General features: G+C 58.3%; 29 protein-coding genes. 18 read left to right on the forward strand and 11 right to left on the reverse strand.

Translation table 11 applies throughout. The features are described 5' to 3' along the window. Positions 1-309, reverse strand: a 309-nt coding sequence (locus tag EIY71_RS27395) for a hypothetical protein (RefSeq protein WP_134023836.1), incomplete at its 3' end; no start/stop codon positions are given. Positions 310-519: 210 nt separating this feature from the next. Here EIY71_RS27395 and EIY71_RS27400 point away from each other — a divergent pair. The 4 genes from EIY71_RS27400 to EIY71_RS27415 all read left to right on the forward strand — a co-directional run bounded on the left by EIY71_RS27400 (position 520) and on the right by EIY71_RS27415 (position 1,620). Then, the gene (locus EIY71_RS27400; protein WP_134023837.1) at positions 520-750 is read left to right on the forward strand and encodes a hypothetical protein; all 231 of its coding nucleotides are present in this window, start codon (positions 520-522) and stop codon (positions 748-750) included. A gap of 119 nt (positions 751-869) precedes the next feature. Next, the gene (locus tag EIY71_RS27405) at positions 870-1,055 is read left to right on the forward strand and encodes a hypothetical protein (protein ID WP_134023839.1); all 186 of its coding nucleotides are present in this window, start codon (positions 870-872) and stop codon (positions 1,053-1,055) included. Beyond that, the gene (locus EIY71_RS27410; RefSeq protein ID WP_134023841.1) at positions 1,052-1,297 is read left to right on the forward strand and encodes a hypothetical protein; all 246 of its coding nucleotides are present in this window, start codon (positions 1,052-1,054) and stop codon (positions 1,295-1,297) included. The genes EIY71_RS27405 and EIY71_RS27410 overlap by 4 nt, the downstream gene beginning before the upstream one ends. Then, the gene (locus tag EIY71_RS27415; RefSeq protein ID WP_134023843.1) at positions 1,294-1,620 is read left to right on the forward strand and encodes a hypothetical protein; all 327 of its coding nucleotides are present in this window, start codon (positions 1,294-1,296) and stop codon (positions 1,618-1,620) included. The genes EIY71_RS27410 and EIY71_RS27415 overlap by 4 nt, the downstream gene beginning before the upstream one ends. A gap of 486 nt (positions 1,621-2,106) precedes the next feature. On the opposite strand, the gene EIY71_RS27420 is transcribed toward EIY71_RS27415, so the two are convergent. The 3 genes from EIY71_RS27420 to EIY71_RS27430 all read right to left on the reverse strand — a co-directional run bounded on the left by EIY71_RS27420 (position 2,107) and on the right by EIY71_RS27430 (position 3,124). Further along, complete coding sequence (locus tag EIY71_RS27420) at positions 2,107-2,508, reverse strand: hypothetical protein (RefSeq protein WP_134023845.1); 402 nt, start codon at positions 2,506-2,508, stop codon at positions 2,107-2,109. A gap of 63 nt (positions 2,509-2,571) precedes the next feature. After that, positions 2,572-2,808 carry a helix-turn-helix domain-containing protein gene (locus tag EIY71_RS27425; protein WP_102688154.1) on the reverse strand — a complete coding sequence of 79 codons (237 nt, stop codon included), beginning with the start codon at positions 2,806-2,808 and terminating at the stop codon, positions 2,572-2,574. A 115-nt stretch (positions 2,809-2,923) separates the two neighbouring features. Next, a complete protein-coding gene (locus EIY71_RS27430; protein ID WP_134023847.1) occupies positions 2,924-3,124 on the reverse strand; it encodes a helix-turn-helix domain-containing protein in 201 nt (66 codons plus the stop codon). A 179-nt stretch (positions 3,125-3,303) separates the two neighbouring features. On the opposite strand from EIY71_RS27430, the gene EIY71_RS27435 reads away from it, so the two are divergent. After that, a complete protein-coding gene (locus EIY71_RS27435; RefSeq protein WP_134023849.1) occupies positions 3,304-3,789 on the forward strand; it encodes a hypothetical protein in 486 nt (161 codons plus the stop codon). On the opposite strand, the gene EIY71_RS27440 is transcribed toward EIY71_RS27435, so the two are convergent. Beyond that, positions 3,786-4,997 (reverse strand): site-specific integrase, encoded by a 1,212-nt coding sequence (locus tag EIY71_RS27440; protein ID WP_134023851.1) that lies wholly within the window; start codon positions 4,995-4,997, stop codon positions 3,786-3,788. The genes EIY71_RS27435 and EIY71_RS27440 overlap by 4 nt on opposite strands. Positions 4,998-5,222: 225 nt before the next feature. Next, positions 5,223-6,863 carry a methyl-accepting chemotaxis protein gene (locus EIY71_RS27445; protein ID WP_134023853.1) on the reverse strand — a complete coding sequence of 547 codons (1,641 nt, stop codon included), beginning with the start codon at positions 6,861-6,863 and terminating at the stop codon, positions 5,223-5,225. Positions 6,864-7,227: 364 nt separating this feature from the next. Between EIY71_RS27445 and EIY71_RS27450 the strand changes: the two genes are divergently transcribed. From EIY71_RS27450 to EIY71_RS27460, 3 genes are read left to right on the forward strand one after another with little or no spacing between them, the layout of a single operon-like run. Next, positions 7,228-8,628, forward strand: a complete 1,401-nt coding sequence (locus EIY71_RS27450; RefSeq protein ID WP_134023854.1) for a cytochrome c — start codon at positions 7,228-7,230, stop codon at positions 8,626-8,628. A gap of 3 nt (positions 8,629-8,631) precedes the next feature. Further along, positions 8,632-9,186 carry a sugar dehydrogenase complex small subunit gene (locus EIY71_RS27455; protein ID WP_102717805.1) on the forward strand — a complete coding sequence of 185 codons (555 nt, stop codon included), beginning with the start codon at positions 8,632-8,634 and terminating at the stop codon, positions 9,184-9,186. Beyond that, the gene (locus EIY71_RS27460) at positions 9,183-10,817 is read left to right on the forward strand and encodes a GMC family oxidoreductase (RefSeq protein ID WP_039772094.1); all 1,635 of its coding nucleotides are present in this window, start codon (positions 9,183-9,185) and stop codon (positions 10,815-10,817) included. Before EIY71_RS27455 ends, EIY71_RS27460 begins: the two co-directional genes overlap by 4 nt. A gap of 76 nt (positions 10,818-10,893) precedes the next feature. On the opposite strand, the gene EIY71_RS27465 is transcribed toward EIY71_RS27460, so the two are convergent. Then, the gene (locus EIY71_RS27465; protein ID WP_102717804.1) at positions 10,894-12,264 is read right to left on the reverse strand and encodes a lysozyme inhibitor LprI family protein; all 1,371 of its coding nucleotides are present in this window, start codon (positions 12,262-12,264) and stop codon (positions 10,894-10,896) included. A gap of 215 nt (positions 12,265-12,479) precedes the next feature. Between EIY71_RS27465 and EIY71_RS27470 the strand changes: the two genes are divergently transcribed. The 4 genes from EIY71_RS27470 to EIY71_RS27485 all read left to right on the forward strand — a co-directional run bounded on the left by EIY71_RS27470 (position 12,480) and on the right by EIY71_RS27485 (position 17,673). Further along, positions 12,480-14,084: a tetratricopeptide repeat-containing response regulator gene (locus EIY71_RS27470; RefSeq protein WP_102717803.1), complete on the forward strand. Its 1,605-nt coding sequence runs from the start codon at positions 12,480-12,482 to the stop codon at positions 14,082-14,084. Continuing rightward, positions 14,081-14,773 (forward strand): sensor histidine kinase KdpD, encoded by a 693-nt coding sequence (locus EIY71_RS27475; protein ID WP_064598685.1) that lies wholly within the window; start codon positions 14,081-14,083, stop codon positions 14,771-14,773. The genes EIY71_RS27470 and EIY71_RS27475 overlap by 4 nt, the downstream gene beginning before the upstream one ends. A gap of 219 nt (positions 14,774-14,992) precedes the next feature. Further along, positions 14,993-16,234 (forward strand): glutamine synthetase family protein, encoded by a 1,242-nt coding sequence (locus tag EIY71_RS27480; RefSeq protein ID WP_178083799.1) that lies wholly within the window; start codon positions 14,993-14,995, stop codon positions 16,232-16,234. Between the two features lie 68 nt (positions 16,235-16,302). Then, positions 16,303-17,673, forward strand: a complete 1,371-nt coding sequence (locus tag EIY71_RS27485; protein WP_085745113.1) for an MFS transporter — start codon at positions 16,303-16,305, stop codon at positions 17,671-17,673. A gap of 59 nt (positions 17,674-17,732) precedes the next feature. Here EIY71_RS27485 and EIY71_RS27490 read toward each other — a convergent pair whose 3' ends face one another. From EIY71_RS27490 to flgA, 4 genes are all read right to left on the reverse strand, one after another. After that, complete coding sequence (locus EIY71_RS27490) at positions 17,733-18,467, reverse strand: flagellar brake protein (RefSeq protein ID WP_007960322.1); 735 nt, start codon at positions 18,465-18,467, stop codon at positions 17,733-17,735. Positions 18,468-18,562: 95 nt separating this feature from the next. After that, a complete protein-coding gene (locus EIY71_RS27495) occupies positions 18,563-19,030 on the reverse strand; it encodes a flagella synthesis protein FlgN (protein WP_007960323.1) in 468 nt (155 codons plus the stop codon). A 48-nt stretch (positions 19,031-19,078) separates the two neighbouring features. Then, complete coding sequence (gene flgM, locus EIY71_RS27500; RefSeq protein ID WP_007960324.1) at positions 19,079-19,405, reverse strand: flagellar biosynthesis anti-sigma factor FlgM; 327 nt, start codon at positions 19,403-19,405, stop codon at positions 19,079-19,081. A 218-nt stretch (positions 19,406-19,623) separates the two neighbouring features. Further along, entirely contained in the window at positions 19,624-20,385 is a 762-nt protein-coding gene (gene flgA, locus EIY71_RS27505) for a flagellar basal body P-ring formation chaperone FlgA (RefSeq protein ID WP_134023858.1), read from the reverse strand. Positions 20,386-20,467: 82 nt separating this feature from the next. Here flgA and EIY71_RS27510 point away from each other — a divergent pair, with 82 nt between their 5' ends. The 6 genes from EIY71_RS27510 (at position 20,468) to flgE (ending at position 25,461) form a co-directional block, all read left to right on the forward strand. Beyond that, positions 20,468-21,400 carry a chemotaxis protein CheV gene (locus tag EIY71_RS27510; RefSeq protein WP_007960326.1) on the forward strand — a complete coding sequence of 311 codons (933 nt, stop codon included), beginning with the start codon at positions 20,468-20,470 and terminating at the stop codon, positions 21,398-21,400. 49 nt (positions 21,401-21,449) lie between these two features. Beyond that, positions 21,450-22,277 carry a protein-glutamate O-methyltransferase CheR gene (cheR, locus tag EIY71_RS27515; RefSeq protein ID WP_134023860.1) on the forward strand — a complete coding sequence of 276 codons (828 nt, stop codon included), beginning with the start codon at positions 21,450-21,452 and terminating at the stop codon, positions 22,275-22,277. 241 nt (positions 22,278-22,518) lie between these two features. Then, complete coding sequence (flgB, locus tag EIY71_RS27520; protein WP_007960328.1) at positions 22,519-22,926, forward strand: flagellar basal body rod protein FlgB; 408 nt, start codon at positions 22,519-22,521, stop codon at positions 22,924-22,926. Between the two features lie 3 nt (positions 22,927-22,929). Then, a complete protein-coding gene (gene flgC, locus EIY71_RS27525; protein ID WP_007960329.1) occupies positions 22,930-23,373 on the forward strand; it encodes a flagellar basal body rod protein FlgC in 444 nt (147 codons plus the stop codon). A 15-nt stretch (positions 23,374-23,388) separates the two neighbouring features. Next, positions 23,389-24,117, forward strand: a complete 729-nt coding sequence (gene flgD / locus EIY71_RS27530) for a flagellar hook assembly protein FlgD (RefSeq protein WP_085745111.1) — start codon at positions 23,389-23,391, stop codon at positions 24,115-24,117. 30 nt (positions 24,118-24,147) lie between these two features. Then, positions 24,148-25,461, forward strand: coding sequence for a flagellar hook protein FlgE (flgE, locus tag EIY71_RS27535; protein ID WP_085607420.1), 1,314 nt, complete (start codon positions 24,148-24,150; stop codon positions 25,459-25,461). The last annotated feature ends 330 nt before the right edge of the window (positions 25,462-25,791 follow it).

The raw sequence follows: 25,791 nt of genomic DNA on the forward strand, positions 1-25,791 counted from the left end.
TACTTTTTTTATTATTGTATCCACCATCTCGCCGACAGGTCGCTTTAGTAGGCGGTCATAGAATTCGTCAAAAACTTTTTTTGCAAAGCAGGTGCCAAGGAATAATATTACCGTACCAGCAACTTCAAGTCCGCCGAGCGCTTTTGGTCTGAAGTCCAATCTTAAAGAAGGTATGTCTTGAAAAAACTTACTTGAGTAATCCCAGTCTTCACTTTCAAGTATAGGTTCTAAATAATTTTCTCGGATGGTTGTTACTTCCGAGATAAATCGGCTATGACCTTCTAGCGCGAAAGTGTAGTTAGTTTTCATCAGCACTCCATTGGTCATAGTTTTACGCTAAATGCGCGAGACCGATTTTTGGCATATGGCCATCATCGTAGCGGTAGGCCGAATGGTTCGCAAATGCGGAAAGTCGTTTCTAGTAAACGATGGGATGGTAGAAATTTTGAGTCTTTCTTGTTGCGTTACCACTCACAAAGGGGCATTATCAATGCCGTCGTGAGTGGTAACGAGGTGGGTATGAAGGAGCAGGAAAATACGAAGCAACCGCTATCGGCAGCAGATCGCCAAAGGCTCTTCAAAGAGCGCCAACGCGAAGCTGGATTTAGACACACAACGGTATGGATTCACACAGAGACAGAGGAGGAGGGGAGGCAGGCGGCGCGGGACGGCAAGCCACTCAAGCCGATGAACGCAAAAGACCCACTGAGCTGGGCGGCGGGTTGGATCAGCGAGAAAAGTAAGCAGTAAACGGTGGGATTTCCCCACATTTGAAGTTGGCTCAGATCTGAGTCATCAGAGAAGAGGTGCCAGACCGCTGCGTCAACAGCGGCCTGGCGATCACACGACGACGCTTAGAGGCACACGTCATGCAATTTAAACAGAATACCATCCAAATTTTGGACGCGCACGGTCAGGTCATCACCACCATGGTGCTGCCGGCCACCATCAAGCTGGCTCAGTTGGCGCCACTGAAGATCCTCGGCGACATCAGCGTGAAGGTTCTGCCAGGCGCCGCTCCATTTCGCGGGATCTGTGTAGGGGGTGTGCAATGAGCCAGCCTACCGCTCGCATCGCCGACGAAGCCCTTGAGCTTCTGCGCGCCACGCACGAACGCATCAGCAATATGCGTGTGTTGTTCAACGCGATCACGAAGGACCTGAAGCACGGCAAGTCGCACGATATCGAAGAGCTGGCCAGCCTCGGCAGCTTCCTTGGCTACGACTGGGCGAATTACGTCGACAGTGAAGTCGAGCAGATGCAGAAGGCGCTCGACGCGGTGGAGGTGGCCCAATGAGCGCCGCTATTCGATCACGGGACGACCTGAGCTTCACCAAGCGCGATGATGCCGGTCGACTCATCAATTGGCCGCGGTACAACTATGGCGTGCCTGGAGACTGGGAAAAGGGCATCGCCTGCTTCGATGTCGAGATTGCCGAGCTGGCCACCCACGACGAGACTGAGGCGTTCCATGCGATCCAATTCGCGATCGTAGGAATGGGAGGGCGATGTACAAGTCTGGAAACGGGCTTTATCGACCGAGTGGCCCGGGCGGCGGTGATTGGTCTGCGCTCACTGCGGGCTGGTGCTGAGCAGTTCGCTCCTACAGACGTCGACTGAAAAACTACGAAAGCTTCGTGGTATCCAAGGCACTACCCCTTTACAGGGTGGTGCCTTTTTCGTTTGAGGGCAGGCGACGACTATCGGCCTTTGCCCTTTTCAACCTGGTAGATCAGATCCTTTCTCACTTCTTCCGCGCAAGGGCGACACATACCGATCAGTGTCCAAGGAAGGAAGTCGAGAACAAGAAAGATGAAGCCTCCAACTCGCTTACATTTGCCTGCGTAACCGTGCTGGCAGCTAGCTTGTTTGATGGCGTGCAAGGTCATTTAATAACCCCCATGGTGGTGTAATTATATAAGACTGGGATTTTTTCCCGTTGGCCTGATCGCTACAGGCCCCGGTTTCATTGAGAGGCACTGGGAAAAAATCCCAGTGGTGACTAGGCAAGAAATCAGGACTGGACAGAACCGGACAATCGTCGCTTTAGCCACTGGGAAAAATTCCCAGTACCCACCGGAAAAAATCCCACCGGGTATTTCGAAATCAGACGAACTTAAAGCGGGGCGGGCCCGGGCGTAGTTCCAGGTTCTTGCCGGGGCAATCGTCTATCGCGGCCCAAGTGATCGCATATAGTGCCGGTTGATGCTTCCCATCCTGCGCGAAAGGTCCGTGTTCCCTAGTTTTTACAATCAATCCCGCGGCTATCAGCTCTTCCAGCGCAGATCTCAACGTTTTGTCATCCATGCTCCGGCCGCTCGACAACATCGCGACAGTGCAGGCAAGGTCGCCGTTGTTTTTGCCGTTGTAGTTCCTGGCCAGCTTGATCAGCACCACCACTGCTTTGGGCGATAGGTTGTCGAAGGCGTCACTGATCAGCAGTCGATAGGGCAGGGCCAGCACTCGACCGCCGCCAAAGTCGACCTTGTAGGACTTTTTTCTGGCCATTCAAACGCTCACAGGCAGGCGCCGAGGTATCCTCAAAAATGAGGACACCCCTGCTTCTCTGAATTACGATGCTTCGCGCATGAGGATGTACTTGGCGACGCGGTGAGGCGGCCGACCTGGCTCCGTGGACTGATGCGTCCAGTAGGTGCGGATTTCGTGCCCTTTTTTCCTAAGTCGGCGAATCGTGCTCGGTGGCTGAACGATATCGAGTGTTTGAGCTGCCTCGACGGAGGAGACCGGGCCGTTTCTCAGCGCCTCGATCATCTTGCGGTCTTGCTCGGTTGAAGAATGGCGTGTCATAGTTTGCCCTTCACGTTGGTGCTATCCAGTGTGTTATCGCTGAGGCGGTGCTCCAACACCGCCTTGGCAATCTCCAGCGCAGTCGTGCGCAAAATCTCCCCCTTATTTTTGAGCCTCACCGTGCGCCGGCCTTAGCTGCGCGTTCAATCCAAGCCTTCAGTTCGGCCACAAGAATCAATCGGCGTTTGCCAAGCTTGAACGCCTTCAGATCTCCATTAGCCATGACTTCATAAATACCGGACCGCGAGTAGCCGGTCATACGTGCTGCTTCCTCAACGCTGACTGAGAGAGGTGGCAGTGCGGCGAGTTGTGACATAACGACTCCTTCTGGCTGGGTTAGATTGGTGCCAGTGGTTGCTAGTCTATATTTATAAAATATAAATGTTCAAGCATTTGCTAAATTCATTCGTACTCAGTCGGATTGACGAGAGAATGCGAGTGCAGCAAGCTATGCATCTGGGGTCGGTTGGGTCGACCTATTGAGGTGGCAGGTATATGGCGACGAAAACGAGCAAGCGGACCGGCGAGACCAGCACTACGGTTGCCGTTGGGATCAGGATTGATCCGAAAATTAAGTTTGCGCTGGACATCATGGGGCGCCTACAGAAGCGCTCCTTGACCGCGGTAGTGGAGTGGGCGATATCGCAAGCGATTACGAATCAGCAACTCGACTCCAACGGTCAAACGCTGTCATCGGTATTGGATAAGGTCTGGTCCACAGATGAGTCTGTAAGACTCATAAAATTGGCCCTTCATATGCCAGAAGCACTGACTTACGACGAACTGAGGATTTGGGAAACGATTAAGGCTACCGGATATTTCTGGCATAAGAATAAAGGCGGCGGCTACAACCCAGAGACTGGCGAGCTGACAGTGTTCTTGGTTACGGACAACTGGGAAACCATCCTGCAGCACGTTGATCGCCATAAGGGCAGCTCTACTATCGTTCCGCTAAGCGAAGCTGATCTCATACCCTTCTAGATCAGTTCGACTGCCGCAGCCTTTGTTCCAGGTGCTAGGTGCGCGTAACGCAAAGTCATTTTGATGTCCGCGTGCCCCAGCAGATCCCGGACTGTGTTGAGCGGTACGCCGGCCATCACCAGGCGTGACGCGAAGTCGTGCCGCATATCGTGCCAGCGGAAGCCTTCGATCTCGGCGCGCTCTAGCAGCTTGAGCCAGGCGCTTTTAACGTCCTCCAGACGGCCGCCTTCCTGACTCGGGAACACGTATCGAGATTTGCCGGCCAGCTTTTTCCAGTCTTCCAGCACGCGCACCGTTTCCTTGTTCATCGGGATGTGTCGTGTGTCGCTGGTTTTGGTGGTGGCGCCGGCGGCGGTGATCGTCTTCGTATGGAAGTTCACCGCCGACCATTTCAGGTCAAACAGCTCTCCACGTCTCATGCCTGTATTCAGCGATACCAGGACCATAGGCTTTAGGTGGTCGGTGAATGGGACCTGCAGCAAGCTCGGCATCAGTTCCTTGCCTCGATCCGCTCGCCACTTATTCGCACTCTCGCGCTCCGTCCTCGCTTCGTCTTGGCGGGCGTCGAGTGCTTCCCGAAGTCTTTTGGTCTCTTCAGCATCTAAGTAGCGGACCAGTCCCATCGAGTCGACCTTTAAGGCTTTGAGCCTGTCCATCGGGTGGGCATCGATGTACTCCCATTCAACGGCTCTGCTGAATACGCCGCTGATAGAGCCCATTTTACGGTTGACCGTCGACGGCTTATTGCCGGACTGCATCCATCCCGTACGGATCTGGTCCAGGTCGCGGCCAGTGATCGCATCGAGACGCTGGGGCATGATTGCTTCGAAGTTGTGGTCGAGCGTGTGCAGCGTTTTCTCATGCCCTTTGTGGTGCGTCTTGAACCAAGGCATGTATATGTCATCGATGAACTCGCGTAAGGAGGGGAGGGTAGCGCCTTTACGTCCTTGGGTAATGGCTAGCGGTTCCCCCAGGGTTCTTGCCTCTGCGAGATATTGAGTAGCTTCCGCTCGCGCTTGCTCCAACGTCAGTATGCCAATGCGACCCAATGTCTTCTTGCGGCCCCTGGCCCAGGTCACTACATAGGACTTGGCGCCGGCGGCAGTGACGCGCACGAACAGACCGCCGACGGTGGTATCGTGGACCTCATATTCCTGGCCGGTTATCTGCAGGGACGCCAGCAGCTTGGCGGTGAGCTTCTCTTTCAATTTGTTCCCATGGGTGCATGGTGGGTGCAAAAAGAACTATACGGCGTCGTTTTCACGGACACAACCGGACGAAAAGCCCAATAAATGCGGGGTTTGGCCACTGTTTGCTGGCGTCTGGATAGCCCTCCTAAGGGGAAGGTTGGCAGTTCGAACCTGCCCTGGGACACCATCTATTGAAAAAGCCCCGCGCAGAGTGATCTGGCGGGGCTTTTTGTTTTCAGGAATTTATAAGCGAAAGCGACTGACCAGAGTGTTGAACGACGCTGCCAAGTTGGACAGTTCCTGGGTCGAGGCGCTGGTCTGATGTGCGCCTGCCGCTGTCTGGGTGGAAAGATCCTGAATGTTGACCAGATTTCGGTCCACTTCACGAGCAACGTGTGCCTGTTCTTCCGAGGCTGTGGCGATGACGAGGTTGCGATCATTGATCTGCGAGATGCCGTCGGCAATCAGCTCCAATGCCTGGCCGGTCGCTTGCGCCAGTGACTGGGTTTCGCTGACCAGCGCCTGGCTTTTCCCCATGGCGCCGACGGCTTCGTCTGCACTGTTGCGAACGTCGTTGATCATGCCTTCGATTTCCCCCGTCGAAGCCTGGGTTCTTGCCGCCAGGGCTCGTACCTCGTCGGCGACCACGGCAAAACCTCGACCTTGCTCACCCGCGCGTGCAGCCTCGATGGCGGCGTTAAGCGCCAGCAGATTGGTTTGCTCGGCAATCCCCCGGATGACATCCAGAACCTTGCCGATGTCCCGTACTTTCTCTGCCAGGTCCTTGACCATGGTGGTGGAGGTGGCGATTTCCGTGGTTGCATGGTTGATCGCGGCAACGGCGTTTCGCGCTTGATCGCGTCCATTGCTGGCTTCCCGGCTGGTGGTCTGGGAGGCCTCGGAGGTGGATACCGCATTGCGCGCAACTTCCTCCACGGCGGAGGTCATTTCCGTGACAGCGGTTGCAGCCTGCTGAATCTCGTCGTTCTGACGAATCAGTCCGCGGCTTCCATTGTCAGTGACGGCGGTGAGTTCTTCGGCAGCGGACGCCAGTTGATCTGCCGCGCTGGCGATCTGCTGAATAGTGCTTTTCAGACTGCCCTGCATCTCGGCCAGGGCCGTGAGCAACTGACCGGCCTCGTCGCGGCCGGTGCTGACGATGTTTTGAGTCAAGTCGCCCCCAGCGATGCTTCGGGCGCTTTCAACGGCTTTGGAGATGGGGCGGCTGATCAGTCGGCTGATGAACAGGCCAAGCAAAATCGCCGCGACAAAGGCCAGCACGATGCCGATGTACAGCGAGGTCTTGGCGGAGGACTCCGTCAGAACCGATCGCTTCGCGGCTTCGCTGACCTGCATGTCGTTGGAGTTGGTCATGATGGTCAATTCGTCCATGACGACGCGGTAGTTTTTCTGCAGATCGCCGAGCAGCAGTTCGCGGCCATTTTCCAGGTCGCCGGCCTTCATCAGGGTCAGATACCTTTGCACGATCGCCTGGTAAACGGGCCAGGCCTTCTCCATCCGGTCACCGGCTGCACGTTCGTCGTCGGCAAGCTCGGTTTTCCGGTATTCGGCAAAGGCTTTTTCGCTCGCCAACTGGTTGGCGTTCATCGAGGCGAGGAATTCGTCTTTGGTGCTCTGTGGCAGGTTGGCGGCAGTGGCGACGTAAAGCCGATACATGTCACGGGTCTGTCCGACAGCCTTGATTTTGGTCTGCGCGACGTTGGCGACGGCGACCAGATTGTTGCCGAACACCGATCTGAGGCTCGTCGAGAGTTCGGTCACTCCCCGGCTTCCCAGCAGGCCCACCCCCAGCGTGATAAAGGCGCACGCCGCGAAGGCTGTGATCAATTTCGTGGAAAGTCTTGCGTCATTCAACCAACTCATTAGGGGGCATCCTGCTGACATGTGGGGGCGGGTCAATATCGAGCGCAGCTCGTAAGCAAATGGCTTGTCGTCGTACATCTTTCGGCTGCGGAGTCCACAACTGTAGGGTTACAGGTTGTTTCTTATCTAAATATATTCCGCATTAAACCCCTTGTAACCAGCGGTTTAGAGCATTCAGCACATACATACAAAAGATGGCACTTGGCCTTTTCTATTTATTGCCAAGTGTTACATTGTGTGGAATATTCCAAAAAATACGTACGACATCGTACCTCCTCGTTCTTGGCTTCCGAGATGACGAGGATGCCGTGTTCGTGATTTCCAGAACCGTGAAAAAAGAACGAAGCAGCCTAGGGTAGGACTCATGTCGCGTCGCATTGATAAAGGGAAACGCAGGGGGTACGCCTTTGCCGGATTGGTCACGCTGTTGATCGCCATGGCCGGAGCCGTGCATGGCGAGGCGCTCGACAGCAGCGCGTCGGTTGGCAAGCGTTTGGCGATAGCCGCTGACTGTGTGGCTTGTCATACGGCGCCAGGCGGCAGGGCTTTTGCGGGCGGCTATCCGCTCGGTTCACCGATGGGCACGATCTACTCGACCAACATCACGCCTTCGAAAACGGCGGGTATCGGCAATTACACGTCAGAGCAATTCGCCCGTGCGGTGCGTGACGGGGTGGCGGCCGATGGCACTCGGCTTTACCCGGCGATGCCCTACACCTCCTATTCGAAGATGACCGACAGCGACATTGCTGCGCTCTACGACTACTTCATGCATGAAGTGGCGCCGGTCGATACGCTGAACCAGAAAACCGCTCTGGATTTCCCGTTCAATATCCGCGCGTCGATGATTGGCTGGAACGCGCTGTTCCACAGCAAAACACGCTTCACGCCGGATCCGGCCAAGTCCGCCGAGGTCAATCGCGGCGACTATCTGGTCAACGGCCTGGCTCACTGCGATACCTGCCACACACCGCGCAATGTCCTGATGGCGGCCGACAGCGCAAAACCGTTGGCCGGCGGATCACTGGGCAGTTGGTATGCCCCCAATATCACTTCCGACAAAGTCAGCGGCATCGGTGCCTGGTCGAGCGACGAGATCGTGGCCTATCTGCGTACCGGTCACGTCGAGGGCAAGGCCCAGGCGGCGGGGCCGATGGCCGAGGCGGTGGAGAACAGTCTGCAGCATTTGAGCGATGTGGATCTCAAAGCCATTGCGGCCTATCTGCTGCAGACGGCGCCGATCAACAGTGGGGAAACCAAAGCCCGCCACGAGTACGGTCAGGCCTCGGTCGATGAATTGACGCTGCGCGGAGGCAAACCGGGGGACAACCCGGGCTGGCAGATATTCAGTGGCACTTGCGCCAACTGCCATCAGCCGAACGGTCAAGGCACGCGGGAATACCCATCGCTGTTTCACAACACCGCCACCAGTCGCAGCGACAACCTGATCGCGACCATCGTGTACGGCGTGCATCGTGAAGTCGACGGTGTGGCCATCGACATGCCGGGTTTCGGCCCTGACGCGCTGTTCACCGACCGCCTGAACGACCAGCAGATTGCCGACGTCAGCAACTACGTGCTGTCGCGCTACGGCAATGCCGACACGATTGTCACCGCCGCCGATGTGGCGCAGGTACGGGACGGTGGTCCCAAGGCACCGCTGGCAGTAATGGCGAAGTTTACGACCCCGGTCATCATTCTCGTGTGCGTGTTGATGGGCCTGGGCGCATGGGCCTTGATTGCACGTCGGCGCAAGGAGGCCTGAGCAATGGACACTTCAATGACGCACAAACACGAAAAAACTCAAACCGAAAGCTCGACTGGGCTCACTCGCCGCAATCTGTTGCGTGGTTCCGTGACGCTGGGCCTGGCCGCGATGATCAGCAGTGCGCTGCCCTGGCAGTCGGTGCTGGCAGCGCAGGTATCGAGCGACGATTTCATTGCGCTGTCGCAGTTTCTGGTCAGCCGTGCGGTCAATCCGGTTCTGGCCGATCGTTATTACGCTGCGCTGGACAAGCGCGCGCCGAATTTCTCGACCAACGTGATTGCCTTGAAGCAATTGATCGGCGCGCAGGGGTACCGGCATGTCGATGAATACCTGGCGCAACCGAATCCGGATCCATCGCTGCGGGCTACGGCCACCAGCATCATTTCCGCCTGGTATCTGGGCATCGTCGGTGAGCCGGCGGATGCGGAGCTGATCAGCTATTCCCTCGCCATGATGTATCAGCCCACTCACGGCATTCTCATCATTCCAACCTACGGTGGCGGCCCGGATTCATGGGGTCCCAAACCAGCAGTCATTCAGGACTCGACAGTATGAGCAGCGATCAATTCGATGCCGATGTGGTGATCATCGGTTCCGGTGTCATGGGCGGTCTGATCGCCACGGGCCTGGCCAAAGCGAACAAGTCGGTGATCGTGCTCGAGGCCGGTCCCCGGGTGAATCGCCGTGATGTGGTGGAAACGTTCCGCAATGCCCCGGTGAAACTCTCGCTGGCCAATGCCAAGCTGCAGGGCGCCGGGTCGCCCTATCCGAGCCTGCCTCACGCGCCGTCGACCTACGGCGACTATTTGCAGCAGGTAGGGCCAGTGAAATACAACACTTCTTACTTGCGTGTGGTGGGCGGCACCACCTGGCACTTCGGTTCCTCGCTGTGGCGCATGCTGCCCAACGATTTTCGTCTCAAGTCGTTGTATGGCCGTGGTCGTGACTGGCCGATCAGTTATGACGAGCTGGAACCGTATTACGCTCGGGCTGAAATCGAACTGGGCGTTTCCGGTGTCGACGGCCAGGACGAAAGCGGGCAGGGCGGGGACGCCTATCCGCCGCGCTCGATTCCCTATCCGATGGAGGGCCTGAAGCCGAGCTACATGTTCAAGCGCCTCTCCGAATTGCTCAGCAAGGGCGGGTATAACCCGATCCTCGAGCCGAACGGCCGGGCAACCCGCCCCTATGGCAAACGGCCTCCCTGTGCCGGCAACAACAACTGCAACCCGGTATGCCCGATTGCAGCCAAGTACGACGGTTCGATGCATATCGATGAGGCCGAGCGCCATGGCGCCAAGGTGCTGGACAACTCTGTCGTCTACAAGATCGAGGCGGGCGACGACGGCAAGATCACCGCGATCTGGTACATGCGCCCCGACAAGTCCAAACACAAACTGACCGCCCGGGCCTTTGTACTGGCGGCATACGGTATCGAGTCGCCGAAGCTGCTGTTGATGTCGACCTCGGAAAAGTACCCGAACGGGATTGCCAACTCCTCGGATCAGGTCGGGCGCAACCTGATGGATCACACCGGCATCAGCATGAACGTCATGACCAAGGAAGACATGTGGCCGGGCGAAGGGCCGACGCAATTGCTGGTCTATCTGAACAGTCGCGATGGCGCGTTTCGCAACGATTACCCGAGCTACAAGATCAAGGTGCGCAACACCGTGCCGACGTCGCAAATCACCTCGAACCTGATCGCCAAAGGCGTGCTGGGCTCGAAGCTCGATGAGCAGATCCGCCTGCAATCGGCGCGCTCCCTGAACTGGGCCGTCGACTTCGAAACCTTGCCGCTGCCGGAAAACCGGGTCACCCCGAGCAAGACCAAGTTCGACGCCATCGGTCTGCCGGTTCCCGAGATCTACTACAGCGTTCCCGACTACTGGCACGCCGGTAAAGAGAAGGCGCTGGAAGACTTCAAGCAGTTTGCAAAACTGCTCGACGCCGACATTCTTAGCACCGACACGGGCTTCCAGAACCGTCAGCACATCATGGGCACCACCATCATGGGCGATGATCCGAAAGACTCGGTGGTAGACCGCGATTGCCGCAGTCACGACCATTCCAACCTGTTCATTGCGGGGACGAGCGTCATGCCATCGTCCTCCTGCGTGAACCCGACGCTGACAGGTGCGGCGTTGAGTATTCGGATTGCCGATGTGTTGGTGGCGGAGGTCTGAGAAGCGCCCTGAAGTGAAAAGCCCCACGCAGAGAAATCTGGGTGGGGCTTTTTTGTCTTTCGAAAGGCGCGAGGCTTTAGAAATTATCAGCTCCGCCTTCGGTTTTGCCGACTGACGTGCTGACCTGCGTGATGTGCCGGCGCCCGTTCACTGAATAACTGCGCTGCGGATCTTCGGACTCGGGTTTGCGCATCAACAGTAACGCAGGCAGACCGCTTTTTTCGTCGTAGGTACCGAACCAGTTGATCAGTCGTGCGACATAACAATCATCACCAATGACTACGGGGAAATCGGCGACAGGTTCGATCGCGTAGTAACTCGCGCCATAGCCGTAGTACTCCTCAGTGTCCTTGGCGGATGGAGGGATGGGGCAGAGTGGTGTTTTCTGCTGTCCCGTCATCCCCGCATGTGCGTCCAGACCGGTCACAGCTTTGGCGAGCACTTTCTGCAGGGACGGTTCCAGTTCGTAGGCTTTGTCGCTGTCCTCGATGTACTGAGTGTGTGGAACGGTCAGTTGGTAGTCATAGCGCACGCTGATCGTCGGCACCTGCCGGTTGATCTGCAGGGGATTGAGCAGGTAGACCTGATCTTCGCCGTAGCTGCCGTTCTGGTAGGCGAAATAGACTTTTCCGCGAGCACCGATCAGGTACACGGCCTGATTGGCACCGCGGTCATTGGTATAGAAAAGGACGCTGTCGTTACTGTTCTGAGGGGCAATCTCAGCCGTTCTCCTGATAAATCTGCTGTCGCCCCGACGCCAGGTTTCCGTGTAATGAAACATCCCGGTGCCGCCGGAGTAGGTTTCCACGATGAGGTCACGCTGGCCATCACCATCCAGATCCATAAGGGTGTAAGAGGTTTGGCCGGACTCTGCGGCTCCCTTGATGTCGGATGCTTGCAGTGCTTTCCACTCGTCTTGCGTGACATCTTTGGGGATGGTCGTGGGGAAGAGCGGTTGCTCATCGTCATCCAGCTCGGCTGAAAACGAGCTGCCGACGTAGCCAAGGGTCAGAGAATTCAGCGCCCGCTCCAGCGCAAACTCCGGACTCTCCTTGCTCATCTCCCGAACCCGCTGCTGCAGATCCTCCATGACCTGTTTATCAACGTCGTCCGGTTTGTAGGCGACAGCCTCGATCCACTGCGCGTGCAATACCTGCAAACGATCCTGATAACGCTGGCTCAGACAACTGGCCTCCTCGCCACATCGATCACGCTCCTGCAGCCACTGACGCTGAGCCTTTTTCACTTCCGCCTGCGCCGGTGCAGCCTTCATCAATTTCCGGTAAGCCGCCCCCATCTGCGCATCCAGCTCATGCAACGGCTTGTCCGCGCAAATCGCCTTCTCCACAACACTCGCCGCCTTTGTGCAGTCCATTCCGCTCGCCAGTGCCTGCTGCAAAAACAGCAGCGCACAGGCCGACACGATGTAGCGTCCCTTGATGTACACGATGAATCCTTTGCCGTTGGAAGGTGAGAACCGCCGCGCAGGGTAATCCTTGCGCAACGAATCTTGAACCCTCGCTTCAAGAGAACCCCTGATCCGGCCGATAACCCATTCGGTGACTTCAGAGTCGCGCGAAATCGCTTGATAGCATTTGGCCGGCAGCTATCATCTGCGCGCCTGGAAATGGTCCATCCTCTTCAATTGCCTGGAAATCCTCGATGCTGTCGTATCACCAAAAGAGTTTTCTGATCGTCGATGATTTCTCGGATTTCCGCAGTTCCGTGCGTTCGATGTTGCGCGAGTTGGGCGTCAAGGATGTGGACACCGCAGACACTGGTGAGCAGGCGCTGAAAATGTGCGCGCAGAAGTCCTACGATTTCATCCTTCAGGACTTCCACCTCGGTGACGGCAAGAAGAACGGCCAGCAGGTGCTGGAAGACCTGATGATGGAGAAGCTGATCAGCCACGAAGCGGTGTTCGTGATGGTCACGGCCGAGACCAGTCAGGCGATGGTGCTCAGTGCCCTGGAGCACGAGCCGGACGCGTACCTGACCAAGCCGTTCAATCGGTCCGGCCTCGCTCAGCGGCTTGAACGTCTGGAGCAGCGCAAGACCCTGCTCAAGCCGATTCTGCAAGCCCTCGACCGTGGCAAACCGGTCGAGGTGCTCAATGCCTGTATCGCCCTGTGCAAACAGGACATCCGTTATTCGCCGCTGTGCCTGCGCTATCGCGCCGATGCGTTGCGCGACATGAACCAGAACGAAGCGCTCGAGCGCCTTTACGACAGCATCATCGCCGACCGGCCGTTGCCTTGGGCGTTTGCCGGGTTGGGCAAGTTGCTGTTCAAGCGCGGGCAGGTCAGTCAGGCCAAAGGCGTTTATGAAAAAGCCCTGAAGGTCTTCCCGATGATGCCGGCGCTGTATGACGGCATGGCTGACGTGCTGGTCGCCGAAGGCGATACCAAAGGCGCGCAGCAAGTGCTGGAGGAGGCGATTCGCCTGTCGCCGCTGGCGGTGCGCCGTCAGGCGTTGCTGGGCAAGCTGGCGATGGCCAACGAAGATTTCGAGACGGCTTCCCGGGCTTACCGCCAGGCGGTGAATCAGGGCGCGCAATCGCGCTTCAAGGACCCGGAAAGCAATCTCGGCCTGGCCCATGCCCTGATCAGCAAGGGCAGCGAGCGCGGGCTCGACACCCGTACGCGTCTGGAGATCAACACCACCCTCAGCGCCGTGGCCAAGGAAAACCCTACCGACCCGGGCCTGCAGATTCGCGCGCGTCTGATGAAGGCCACGAGCCTGTTGCTCAACGATGCCGAGACCGCCGAGAAGCTCACCGAGCAAGCGTTGATGCGCCTTGACGGCATGGAGCAGTTCATGAGCCCCGAGGCGGCGTTGCTGGTCGCCAAGCAATTGCAGATGCTCGGCCAGGCCGAGGCGGGCACTTCGATGCTCAAGAGCTGTGCGGAAATCTACGGCGATGACCCGACGGTGATGAAAGACATCGCCAAGCTCACCGACGACCCGACTATTCTCAGCTCCAGCAACGCCGCCGCCGACCTCAACCGTCAGGGCGTGCGCGTGTACAAGACCGGCAACCTGGTGGAGGCCCGCGAGGTGTTCCGCAAGGCGCTGAAGATGCAACCGAAGAACATCAGTATCGCGCTGAACATGGCCCAGTCGCTGCTGCACGGCACCGACACCAATGTGCCGTCGGCGGAGCTGGAAGAATGTCGGGCCTGCCTGAAACTGGTGGGTCTGATGCCCGACACCGACGCGCGTTATCCGCGTTATCAGAAGCTGAAAAGCAAGGCGTTTGGCGAATGAACCAAGACGAGCAGGCACTGGATTTTTCCACGGTGATCGCCTCCACCGTGCACGACATGAAGAACTCTCTGGCGATGCTGATGCAGGCCCACAGCCAATGGCTGGCACGCTTGCCCGAAGCGCAGCGCCAGGGGCCGGAGCAGGGCGTGATCGACTTCGAGTTCGCCCACCTCAACGGCATGCTGGTGCAACTGCTCGGGCTGTACAAGCTTGGGGTGAATCAGATGCCGTTGCAGCCGGCCTATCACGAGCTGGACGATTTCATCGAAGCGCAACTGGCGGCCCATCAAGAGGTATTCGCCAGTCGCGGAATTCTGGCCACTTACGAAGTCGATCCGCTGAGTCCGCTGGGTTTCTTTGATCGTGAACTGATCGCCTCGGTGCTGGGCAACTGCATCAACAACGCGATCCGTTACGCCCGTGAATCGCTGCTGATCACCGTCAGCGACGAAGCCGGGCAATTGGTGCTGAGCATCAATGACGACGGCGACGGTTACCCGGCCGAAATGCTCGAGCGCCAGTCCGATTACGTGCAGGGCATCAACCACAGCAGTGGCAGCACCGGGCTGGGTCTGTACTTCGCCGGACGCATCGCTGCGCTGCATCAGCGCAACGGTGTTGGCGGTCGGACCGAGATCCGTAATGGCGGCCCGTTGGGCGGCGGCGTGTTCAGTATTTACCTGCCCTGAATCACCGATTCATCGACCGGAATTCTTTTTGTTGGCTGCTGCTTGATATTCCGAACAGCCGAAGCCTATTTTGTCCGGGTCGCCGTTCGCGGCTCGCACAATAACAAGGATTGCGTCATGACAACCGATGGCCAGCGTTCACTCGCGCAGCGATTGACGGGCATTGATGAGATTGAATGTGTCACGCCGGATTTGAACGGTGTGCCACGTGGCAAGGTAATGACCGCCGAGGGTTTCCTCGAAGGGCGGCGTTTGCAGTTGGCCCGGGGGGTGCTGCTGCAATGCATCATGGGTGGTTATCCCGCCGCGAAATTCTATGGCAGCGATGACGGTGACCTGGCGCTGGTGGCCGATCCGGCGCAGATCCATCCGTTGCCATGGAGTGAAGAGCCGCGGGCCTTTGCCATCTGTGATGCCGACGAGCTGACCGGCGAAAGCTCCAACCTGTCGACCCGTGGTCAGCTCAAGAAAGTCATTGCCCGCTACGCAGCCCTAGGTCTGGCGCCGGTGGTGGCGACCGAACTCGAATTCTTTGTGTTCGCTCCGAACACCGACCCGAACCAACCGTTCCAGCCGCCAGTCGGTCTCGACGGTCGTCGCGAGGACGGTCACTCGGCGTTCAGCGTCAGCTCCAATAACGGTCTGCGGCCGTTCTTCAGTGAAGTCTATAAATGCATGGCGGCCCTCGGTCTGCCGCGTGATACCTTCATGCACGAAATGGGCGTCAGCCAGTTCGAGATCAACCTGCTGCACGGTGATCCGCTGTTGCTGGCCGACCAGACCTTCCTGTTCAAACACCTGCTCAAGGAAGTCGCGCTCAAACACGGTTTGACCGTGGTGTGCATGGCCAAGCCGCTGGCGCACACGCCGGGCAGTTCGATGCACATTCACCAGAGCATCGTCGAGATCGGCAGCGGCAAGAATGTGTTCAGCGATGCGGACGGTCAGCCGACTGCGATGTTCCGCCACTTCATCGGCGGGCAGCAGGCGGGCATGGCTGACTTCACCGCGCTGTTCGCGCCGAACGTCAATTCCTATCAGCGCCTGTGCCATCCGTTTGCGTCGCCGAACAATGCCTGCTGGTCCCACGACAACCGCGCCGCCGGCCTGCGTATCCCGGCCAGTTCGCCGGTCGCCCGTCGGGTCGAGAACCGCTTGCCGGGCGCCGATGCCAACCCGTATCTGGTCATCGCTGCTAGCCTGGCCGCCGGCCTGTACGGCATCGAGCATGAACTCGAACCAAGCGAAGCGATTCAAGGCGAGTTCGACGTGCCGGACCATCTTTCGCTGCCGTGTACCTTGCACGCGGCGCTCGAACGTCTGAAACGCAGCCAGCTTGCAAAGGAACTGTTCGGCACGGAGTTCATCGAAGGCTACATCGCTTCGAAGACCATGGAGTTGACCAGTTTCTTTGACGAAATCACTCCCTGGGAACGCCGTGTTCTAGCAGCCCAGGCCTGACGACATGTCGCCGTCGGGCTATCGTTTGATAGCCCGATACTTACCGCAAGGAGCCGCTCGGAACGCCGATGCGCCAAATCTGGAAATCCTTTCGAGCGCTGTATTTCGCCTCGCTGATGATGTTGATCGGCTCGGGCCTTCTTTCTACTTATCTGGCTTTGCGTCTGGCTGCCGACCATGTCGACGGGTTGTGGGTCGGTGCGTTGATGGCGGCCAACTATTTCGGTCTGGTGCTGGGCGGCAAGATCGGTCACCGCCTGATTGCCCGGGTCGGGCATATCCGCGCCTACTCGGCGTGTGCCGGGATCGTCGGTGCGGCGGTGCTCGGTCATGGCCTGGTGGACTGGCTGCCGGCCTGGCTGGTGCTGCGGACCATCGTCGGCCTCGGCATGATGTGCCAATACATGGTCATCGAGAGCTGGCTGAACGAGCAGGCTGACGCCAATCAGCGCGGTCTGGTGTTCAGCGGCTACATGATCGCGTCGTATCTGGGGCTGGTGCTCGGTCAGCTGATTCTGGTCATGCACCCGGGCCTTGGCCTGGAACTGCTGATGCTGGTCGCGCTGTGCTTCGCCCTGTGTCTGGTGCCGGTGGCACTGACCCGACGGATTCACCCGGCGCCGCTGCACCCGGCGCCGATGGAGCCGCGCTTCTTTATCAAGCGTGTGCCGCAGTCGCTGAGCACGGTGCTCGGGGCGGGGCTGATCATCGGTTCGTTCTACGGTCTGGCGCCGCTGTATGCCTCGCAGCAGGGGCTGTCCACCGAGCAGGTCGGTCTGTTCATGGGTAGCTGCATTTTTGCCGGGTTGGTGGTGCAGTGGCCGCTGGGCTGGTTGTCCGACCGCTATGACCGGGCGCTGCTGATTCGTTGCTTTGCGTTGTTCCTCGCGATTGCCGCGTTGCCGCTGGCGATCCTGCCGCAGGTGCCGCTGGAGGTTCTGTTCGTGGTCGGCTTCCTCTGCTCGCTGGTGCAGTTTTGCCTGTACCCGTTGGCGGTGGCGTTCTCCAACGACCACGTCGAAGGCGAGCGCCGGGTGTCGCTGACGGCGATGCTGCTGGTGACTTACGGCGTGGGCGCCAGTATCGGGCCGCTGGCGGCCGGGGTGCTGATGAAGCTGTTCGGGCCGCAGAGCCTGTATGCGTTCTTCACCTTTTTCGCGCTGGTGCTGGTGTGGCGGATCCGACCGAAAGCCGTGACCAATCTGCACCAGGTGGACGATGCACCGCTGCATCACGTGGCGATGCCGGACAGCATGTCCAGTTCGCCGCTGGTAGCAGCGCTTGACCCGCGGGTTGACGAGCAGGTGGTGCAGGAGCAGATGCAGAATACGGTCGCTCCTGAACCGGAGCCTGAGCCAGAACCTGAACCAGAATCTGCCGCGCCCACCGACTCGACAGTCGAAGACGAGGGGCCGGACATCACTCCCGCCAAGCCGTGATCCGGGCATAAAAAAACGGGCAGTCACCGCAGTGACTGCCCGTTTTTCATGCCTGCCGATCAGAGATCGTCTTTATCGAACCGACGCGCTTCGCGCTGCAGTTGATAAACGAAACGCTCGACGTTGCGGGCCGCCGGGCCGCTGATGTTGTGAAAGCGCAGGCCGGCGAAGGTGATGTTGAGCTTTTCTTCGAAGTGCAGGTAACGCAGCTCGACCGATACCGGTTGGTTGCCGAACAGCGGTGCGGCGATCAGGCGATCATAGACCTGGCCCAATTGCAGGCGGTCGGTGATATCGCCTTCAAAGCGCAGCTTGCAACCCGTGGCCGAGATGTCCAGCAATTTGCCATCCAGCGGTGCCTTGAGCTTTTCGCCGCCGAGCACGACGCTGACCAGGTCGGTCAGTTTCAGTGCGGCGCGAAAGGCGTTGCGGCGCTGGTGATAAACCACTTCGGTGGGAAGGTCGCCGGTGTAGAAGCGGTCGCCGTCGGAGTCTTTGATGCTCAGCGTCCCTGTGCATTCCCAGGCAATGCGCACGCCATCATGAAAGCCCTCAACCTTGAACGGTTCGCCTGCTTCCAGAAAACGTTCGCCGTCGCGCGGGATCATCTCATCAAGCTTGATCGAACCGTTTTCGCGATCGACTTCAATCAGGTAGCTCTGGAAGCGCTGGCTGCGCTCGTGGAACGTAATGATCAGCGGATCGTGGCTCTCTTGCAGCTGGCGCAGATTGCTGGAGATCTCCAGGGGCGTGGTGAGCACCTTTGGGGGCTGCGGAGCGTCATCGTTGGACACGTTAAATCAATCTCCAGACAAAATTTGACTACGGCTGGCCAGTATTTTGCCAGCATGTTTCGCACGTTGATAGGGCGCAAGCATAGAAGAAAGCATCACGCCTGGCTGAGCGCGCGCGGTTTCTGCAGTTTGGAGAAGGTGCCACTGGCGTCATAGAGCGCAGGAGGCTCGCCGCCGGTAAGGATTTTGAGCTGATTGGCCGTAGCGGCCTGCTGCATGATGATCGACTGGCCGTTCTTGACGTTGGCCGCCTGGCACTGGGCAATCAGGTCGGTCAGGACATCGCTCTGGCTCAGCAACTGATCGCCGATGCTCGACTGGCTGGCCAGTTGTTCCAGGCCTGCGCGGTCGAGCGACAGATTGAGACTGGCGAGGATTTCGCTGCGCTTGCGGCCATGCTGTTCGAGCAGAATGATCAATGCCTGTTTGCGCGCCAGAATTTCTTCCAGCAGAGGCATGTCGCGACCGTGCAAGGCGAGGGACTCGGTTTGCAGTAACTCCAGCAATTGTTGAGCTGGAGCAAAGTCGTCGGTGATCAGTTGCAATAAATTAGTGTCGTGCATGGCTGGCCTTGGGTTTTAAGCGTCCAAAAGCCTGGCGCTGACCGAGGCCTAGCGCTGGGCTTCGAAATTAAGCAGTTTGCTGGCTACACGGTTGCTGTCGACCTTGTAGCTGCCATCGGCAATCGCTGCTTTCAACTCGGCCACGCGGGCTTTATCGACGGCAGGCTGATCGCGCAGCTTGTCAGTGACCTTCTGCAACTGTTGAGCCTCATTGCTGAGGTGTACCGATTCCCCGCTTTTTGCGGTACTGGCCTGTTCGGCCGGGGTATTCAGCGGCGCGGAGGTGCCGGTTTCGGCGGTTTCCTTGGCGTTGCTGGTACGTGTACTGCCCGTAAGTGACGAGGAGCTGTTCAAACGGCTGAAATCGATGACCATGTTAAAAACCTCTGGGAATTTGGACGCTTGCCATGTTCTCGGCCATCCCCTGGAAAACTTTAGGCTCATTTAGCAATGAGCTTGCATGCGCCGTTGCAGATCCTGCTGCGGCACAGTTTAGGGAACAGCTCTGGTCAGCGCCAGTTTTCTGCTTGAGTACTCAGAGGCTTTTCAAATATCCGTTCATACAGCCGCTCACATCACCGCTACATGGCCGCTCACATGGCAACTTCCACCTGGCCCGGCGCGATAACCTGCGCCTTGATAACCCGTTGGGAATTGAGGTTTTTCACCCGAATCTGTTCTTTCAGGCCTCCGTTCGACAGGGCTTCGCCCGGCATGCGGACGGCGAGGGTGCCGCTGCGGGCGGTGATCACCACTTGATCGCCCTTGCGAACCACTTCCGCCTGCTCCAGATGCACCAGGGTGATGACTTGATCGGCTACCGTTGGTCGGGTCAATTTTTGTCCGATGGCTTCATCCACCGACGTCAGGAAACCCTGATTGATCGTGCTGACGTCGCGTTCGCGCAAAGTCACGTCCTGAGGCTCGATGATGCCGGCGCGTTTGAGTGGTCGCGTGGTGGTCACAATCTCGCGAAACAGGCGGACTTGAGCGGGCACGAACACCGTCCAGGGGGAGCTGCCTTCGCAGCGGACCTTGACCGTGACACGGCCCAGGGGGCGTGCCGGACTCTCCAGTGTCGCTGTCAATTCCTTGTCGCACATAGGCATGCGCATGCGTGGATCGAGCTGGTTGACCTCGATTTCATAACGGCCTTCCGTTTGACTGGTAGCCAGATAGTCTTCTACGGTGAATTCAAGAAAGCCCTGAGTGACGCCGATAAGCATGTCAGGCAAGGTAACCGCATCAGCACCGGCAGGGCTGCCAGCGAAAAAAAGGCAAACGGCGGACATCGCGCAAAGCCCTCTGCGGAGGGGAGATGTCAGGCGTCGGAAAAATGTCGTTTGAGCGTTCATACGAGTTAAAAAGCAAGCGCCGTGCCGTTTAGCAATGAATGTGCGTCGCAACAACACTTGGCGTTGGTGTAGGAGTCTGGGCATGGCTGGTGTAATGGATTCGGTGAACCAGCGCACGCAACTGGTGGGGCAGAATCGCCTGGAGCTGTTGTTGTTCCGTCTCGACGGCCAGCAGCTCTACGGGATCAACGTGTTCAAGGTTCGGGAAGTGCTGCAATGCCCGCAACTGACGCTGATGCCCAAGTCCAGTCCTGTCGTGTGCGGGGTGGCGAATATCCGGGGGGCGACCATTCCGATCCTTGATCTGGCGATGGCGACCGGCTCCGGTGCTTTGAAAGACAAGAACAGTCCGTTCGTGATCATCACGGAATACAACACCAAGACCCAGGGTTTCCTGGTGCGCTCGGTGGAACGTATCGTGAACATGAACTGGGAAGAGATCCATCCGCCGCCCAAGGGCACCGGACGCGATCATTACCTGACCGCTGTGACTCGGGTCGACAATCAGTTAGTCGAAATCATCGACGTCGAAAAGGTGTTGGCGGAAGTCGCGCCGACGCCGGAAGCGATTTCGGTCGGCGTGGTGGATGTCGAGACCCAGAGCAAGGCGTTGTCGCTGCGGGTGCTGACGGTCGATGACTCGTCGGTGGCGCGCAAGCAGGTGACGCGTTGCCTGCAGACGGTCGGTGTCGAAGTGGTGGCGTTGAACGACGGCAAGCAGGCGCTGGATTACCTGCGCAAGCTGGTCGACGAGGGCAAGAAGCCGGAAGAAGAGTTCCTGATGATGATCTCCGACATCGAAATGCCGGAGATGGACGGGTACACCCTGACGGCCGAGATCCGCAGCGACCCTCGCATGCAAAAGCTTCATATCATCCTGCATACTTCGTTGTCGGGTGTGTTCAATCAGGCGATGGTCAAGAAAGTCGGTGCCGATGACTTCCTGGCCAAATTCCGTCCTGATGACCTGGCATCCCGGGTAGTCGACCGGATCAAAGCAGCAGATATCAGCTGAGGGCCTTTTGCCCCTGGCGTTCAACACGATATTTAAGAGGCGGCATCATTTGTCTACGGGTAATTTGGATTTCGAACAGTTCCGGGTCTTCCTGGAAAAAGCCTGTGGCATTTTGCTCGGTGAAAACAAGCAGTACCTGGTGTCGAGCCGTCTCAACAAACTGATGGAGCAGCAAGGCATCAAGTCCCTGGGTGAGCTGGTTCAGCGCATCCAGACCCAGCCGCGCAGCGGTTTGCGCGAGCAGGTGGTCGATGCCATGACGACCAACGAAACCCTGTGGTTTCGCGACACCTATCCGTTTGAAGTCTTGAAGAACAAGGTGCTGCCCGAAGCGATCAAGGCCGCTCCCAACCAGCGTCTGCGGATCTGGTCGGCGGCCTGCTCGTCGGGTCAGGAACCCTATTCGCTGTCGATGTCGATCGACGAGTTCGAGCGGACCAACATCGGCCAGTTGAAGATGGGTGTGCAGATCGTTGCCACCGATCTGTCCGGCAGCATGCTGACCAACTGCAAGACCGGCGAGTACGACAACCTGGCAATCGGTCGCGGTCTGTCCGCCGATCGTCTGCAGCGCTACTTCGACCCGAAAGGGCCGGGGCGCTGGGTGATCAAGGCACCGATCAAGAACCGGGTGGAGTTCCGCTCGTTCAACCTGCTCGACAGCTACGCAAGCCTGGGCAAGTTCGACATCGTGTTCTGCCGCAACGTGCTGATCTACTTCTCCGCCGAGGTGAAGAAGGACATCCTGTTGCGCATCCACAGCACGCTGAAGCCGGGCGGTTATCTGTTCCTTGGCGCTTCCGAGGCGCTGAACGGTCTGCCGGATCATTACCAGATGGTTCAGTGCAGCCCGGGGATCATCTACCAGGCGAAGTGATCAAGACCGGCAACACAAGAAACGGGAGTCCTCAGGGGCTCCCGTTTTTTTATGCCTGAAGGTTTTGCCGGTGGCAGGCGGCGGCAGAAAAGCGGCATCCGGCGGAAACCGGTTGCCGCTTTTCTGGCATTGCCGCGTTGCCGGTTCCGCGCAAAGCCCCGTAATCCGGGGCTTTCTCAAACTGGCACGCCGCTTGCTATAACCCTGTTACGAAAAATCCGGTCACCTGAAGGTTCCCGACATGAGCATCAGCTTCGATAAAGCGCTCGGCATTCACGAAAAGGCTCTGGGCTTCCGCGCCCAGCGTGCCGAAGTCCTTGCCAACAACATCGCCAACGCCGACACCCCGAACTACAAGGCGCGGGATCTGGAGTTCTCCAAAGTGCTCGAAGCACAGAGCCAGAAGAACGCCAACGGCACCATCGCCCTGAACATGACCAACAGCCGTCACATCGAAGCTGAAGGTCTGGGCAATGGTGACGAGTCGCTGATGTATCGCACGCCGATGCAGCCGTCGATCGACCAGAACACCGTGGACGCCCAGCTGGAACAGTCGAACTACGCGGAAAACGCGGTCGGCTTCCAGGCCAGCTTCACCCTGCTCAACAGCAAATTCAAAGGGCTGGTATCAGCCCTGCGCGGAGAGTAATCCATGTCCCTGTCCAGCGTTTTCAACATTGCCGGCAGCGGCATGAGCGCCCAGACCACCCGCCTCAACACCGTGGCTTCGAACATCGCCAACGCCGAGACCGTCTCGTCGAGCATCGATCAGACCTACCGTGCCCGTCACCCGGTATTCGCCACCATGTTCCAGGGCGGCCAGAGCGGCGGCAGCAATTCGCTGTTCCAGAACCAGGATGCTGCGGGCCAGGGCGTGCAGGTCATGGGCGTGGTCGAAGACCAGAGCAACCTCGAAGCGCGCTACGAGCCGAACCATCCGGCAGCCGACGCAAAGGGCTACGTCTACTACCCGAACGTCAACGTGGTGGAAGAAATGGCTGACATGATTTCCGCGAGCCGGTCGTTCCAGACCAACGCCGAAATGATGAACACCGCCAAGACCATGATGCAGAAGGTACTGACCCTCGGTCAGTAATAAGGGGCGACTGCCATGAGTGTTACCGATACCACCAGCAGCCTGACGATGAACGACATACTGGCCAACTCTTCGAAGAAGACCAGTAGCACGACCACCGGCGGCATCGCTTCGGCCACCAACAGCTCGACCGGCGGCCAGGCCCTGGGCAAGGACGCGTTCCTGCAACTGCTGGTAACCCAGCTGAAGAACCAGAACCCGCTCGACCCGCAGGACAACAGCGCATTCGTTGCCCAGTTGGCGCAGTTCAGCAGCCTTGAGGGGATCACCACCCTCAACAGCACCGTCAGCTCGCTGGCCGGCAACTACAACTCGTCGCAAGCCCTGCAGGCTTCGTCGCTGGTCGGCCGCAACGTGATCGTGCAGACCAACTCGGTACAGCTCGACGATCCGAGCAAAGGCATGACCGGTTCGGTCACCGTTCCGTCGTCGATTGCCGGCGGCACCGTCTCCATCACCGACAGCAGCGGCACCGTTGTTCGCACCATCGACCTGGGCAGCCGCGCCGCCGGCAATGCGAGCTTCACATGGGACGGCAAGGACAAGGACGGCAACCTGGTGAAAACCGGTACCTACACCGTCAAGGCGAACGCCTCGATCAACGGTACCTCGACCGATATGGCGACCTACCTGCCAGCCACGGTCACCAGCGTGACGATCAGCCAGACCGGTGGCGAGCTGATGCTCAACCTGTCCGGCAAGGGCACCGTTGCCCTGTCCAAAGTACAAACCATTGGTATATAGAGCCGACTAACCGGCACAAAGGAGTGGAATATGTCTTTCAATATCGGCCTTAGCGGTCTCTATGCAGCCAACAAGCAACTGGACGTGACCGGCAACAACATCGCCAACGTTGCGACCGCCGGTTTCAAATCGTCCCGTGCAGAATTCGAAGACGTCTACTCGGCCACTCGCCTGGGTAGCGGCAGCAAGGTCATCGGCAACGGTGTGCGCCTGGCCAACGTTTCCCAGCAGTTCACCCAAGGCGACATCAACAACACCGGCAACGTGCTGGACATGGGCATCAACGGTTCGGGCTTCTTCACCCTGAGCAACAACGGCTCGATCTCCTACACCCGTGCCGGTACGTTCAAGGTCGACAAGGACGGCTTCATCACCAACACCGACTACACCTCGCGTCTGCAAGGCTATGGTGTGGACTCCAACGGCAAGGTCATCAACGGCGTGTTGACCGACCTGAAGATCGACACCTCGAACCTGGCGCCGAAGTCCACCTCGCTGGTGACCTCGACCATCAACCTGAACTCGACCGCTCCGGTGATCGACGACACAGTGGCGGCCGGCAAGTTCGACCCTAGCAAGACCGAGACCTACACCAAGTCGTTCAGCACCCCGATCTATGACAGCCAGGGTAACTCCCACGTCATGGACCAATACATGGTGAAAACCGGTGCCAACACCTGGAAGGTCTACACCCTGGTAGACGGTCGTAACCCGGATGCTACCGGCAGCGATCCGAAAGTCACCGCACCTGTCGCTTCGACCATGACCTTCGACTCCACCGGTCAACTGACTCAGGTCAGCACGCCGCCTGCCGTGATCAGCAGCGACCTGAAACTCACTGGCTGGGTACCGGGTACTGTCACCAACGGCGTGTGGAAGGCCAACGGTGCTTCGGCGAACCCGGCTGGCATCACCATTTCGATGGCCAAGACCACTCAGTTCAACGCTGACACCGCGCGTTCGATCCCAACTCAGGATGGTTACGCGACTGGCCAGATCACCAACCTGACCATCGACGGTACCGGTACGCTGTTTGCCAACTTCAGCAATAACCAGAGCAAGGCCATCGGCCAGGTTGCGCTGGCGAGCTTCACCAACGAGCAGGGTCTGCAGCCGATTGGTGGTACCAGCTGGAAAGAGACTTACGCTTCGGGCATTCCGGGCTACGATGCGCCGGAGACCGGTACGTTGGGTTCGGTTGTTTCGAACTCGCTGGAGGAGTCGAACGTTAACCTGACCAATGAGCTGGTTGATCTGATCAAGGGGCAGAGTAACTATCAGGCGAATGCCAAGACCATTTCGACTCAGAGCACCATTATGCAGACCATTATTCAGATGACCTGATTTCTGGGTTTGGTTTTGTATGGGAGCCCCTCTTTTTGAGGGGCTTTTTTTTGGCTGCGGTTTGGGGTGTTTATCCGTTTCTGCGGGTGTTGCCGCTGGCGGTTTCGCCCTTACGGCGAGTCCCTTTTGCAAACGCCCAAAAGGAACCAAAACGCTGGGCCCCGGCGTTCGGCACCTCGCTTTGGCTCGGTGTTCCTTCGTTACGGGATTCATCCGGGGGCATCGCCTACGGTTTGCTTCGCTGCACCTCCTCTCGATGCATGCGGCTGCGCCGCACGGTCGCTGCGCTCCCACCCCCGGATAAATCCCTCCACTCAGCCTTCCGATGGG

This window comes from Pseudomonas sp. CH235 (assembly GCF_004368175.1).
GTDB classification, from domain to species: domain Bacteria; phylum Pseudomonadota; class Gammaproteobacteria; order Pseudomonadales; family Pseudomonadaceae; genus Aquipseudomonas; species Aquipseudomonas paraglycinae.

Coding starts and splice junctions, on each gene's coding strand:
- EIY71_RS27400 (WP_134023837.1), top strand. CDS start 520: ATGAAGGAGCAGGAAAATACGAAGCAACCGCTATCGGCAGCAGATCGC.
- EIY71_RS27405 (WP_134023839.1), top strand. CDS start 870: ATGCAATTTAAACAGAATACCATCCAAATTTTGGACGCGCACGGTCAG.
- EIY71_RS27410 (WP_134023841.1), top strand. CDS start 1,052: ATGAGCCAGCCTACCGCTCGCATCGCCGACGAAGCCCTTGAGCTTCTG.
- EIY71_RS27415 (WP_134023843.1), top strand. CDS start 1,294: ATGAGCGCCGCTATTCGATCACGGGACGACCTGAGCTTCACCAAGCGC.
- EIY71_RS27420 (WP_134023845.1), bottom strand. CDS start 2,508: ATGGCCAGAAAAAAGTCCTACAAGGTCGACTTTGGCGGCGGTCGAGTG.
- EIY71_RS27425 (WP_102688154.1), bottom strand. CDS start 2,808: ATGACACGCCATTCTTCAACCGAGCAAGACCGCAAGATGATCGAGGCG.
- EIY71_RS27430 (WP_134023847.1), bottom strand. CDS start 3,124: ATGTCACAACTCGCCGCACTGCCACCTCTCTCAGTCAGCGTTGAGGAA.
- EIY71_RS27435 (WP_134023849.1), top strand. CDS start 3,304: ATGGCGACGAAAACGAGCAAGCGGACCGGCGAGACCAGCACTACGGTT.
- EIY71_RS27445 (WP_134023853.1), bottom strand. CDS start 6,863: ATGAGTTGGTTGAATGACGCAAGACTTTCCACGAAATTGATCACAGCC.
- EIY71_RS27450 (WP_134023854.1), top strand. CDS start 7,228: ATGTCGCGTCGCATTGATAAAGGGAAACGCAGGGGGTACGCCTTTGCC.
- EIY71_RS27455 (WP_102717805.1), top strand. CDS start 8,632: ATGGACACTTCAATGACGCACAAACACGAAAAAACTCAAACCGAAAGC.
- EIY71_RS27460 (WP_039772094.1), top strand. CDS start 9,183: ATGAGCAGCGATCAATTCGATGCCGATGTGGTGATCATCGGTTCCGGT.
- EIY71_RS27470 (WP_102717803.1), top strand. CDS start 12,480: ATGCTGTCGTATCACCAAAAGAGTTTTCTGATCGTCGATGATTTCTCG.
- EIY71_RS27475 (WP_064598685.1), top strand. CDS start 14,081: ATGAACCAAGACGAGCAGGCACTGGATTTTTCCACGGTGATCGCCTCC.
- EIY71_RS27480 (WP_178083799.1), top strand. CDS start 14,993: ATGACCGCCGAGGGTTTCCTCGAAGGGCGGCGTTTGCAGTTGGCCCGG.
- EIY71_RS27485 (WP_085745113.1), top strand. CDS start 16,303: ATGCGCCAAATCTGGAAATCCTTTCGAGCGCTGTATTTCGCCTCGCTG.
- EIY71_RS27495 (WP_007960323.1), bottom strand. CDS start 19,030: ATGCACGACACTAATTTATTGCAACTGATCACCGACGACTTTGCTCCA.
- flgM (WP_007960324.1), bottom strand. CDS start 19,405: ATGGTCATCGATTTCAGCCGTTTGAACAGCTCCTCGTCACTTACGGGC.
- flgA (WP_134023858.1), bottom strand. CDS start 20,385: ATGAACGCTCAAACGACATTTTTCCGACGCCTGACATCTCCCCTCCGC.
- EIY71_RS27510 (WP_007960326.1), top strand. CDS start 20,468: ATGGCTGGTGTAATGGATTCGGTGAACCAGCGCACGCAACTGGTGGGG.
- flgB (WP_007960328.1), top strand. CDS start 22,519: ATGAGCATCAGCTTCGATAAAGCGCTCGGCATTCACGAAAAGGCTCTG.
- flgC (WP_007960329.1), top strand. CDS start 22,930: ATGTCCCTGTCCAGCGTTTTCAACATTGCCGGCAGCGGCATGAGCGCC.
- flgD (WP_085745111.1), top strand. CDS start 23,389: ATGAGTGTTACCGATACCACCAGCAGCCTGACGATGAACGACATACTG.
- flgE (WP_085607420.1), top strand. CDS start 24,148: ATGTCTTTCAATATCGGCCTTAGCGGTCTCTATGCAGCCAACAAGCAA.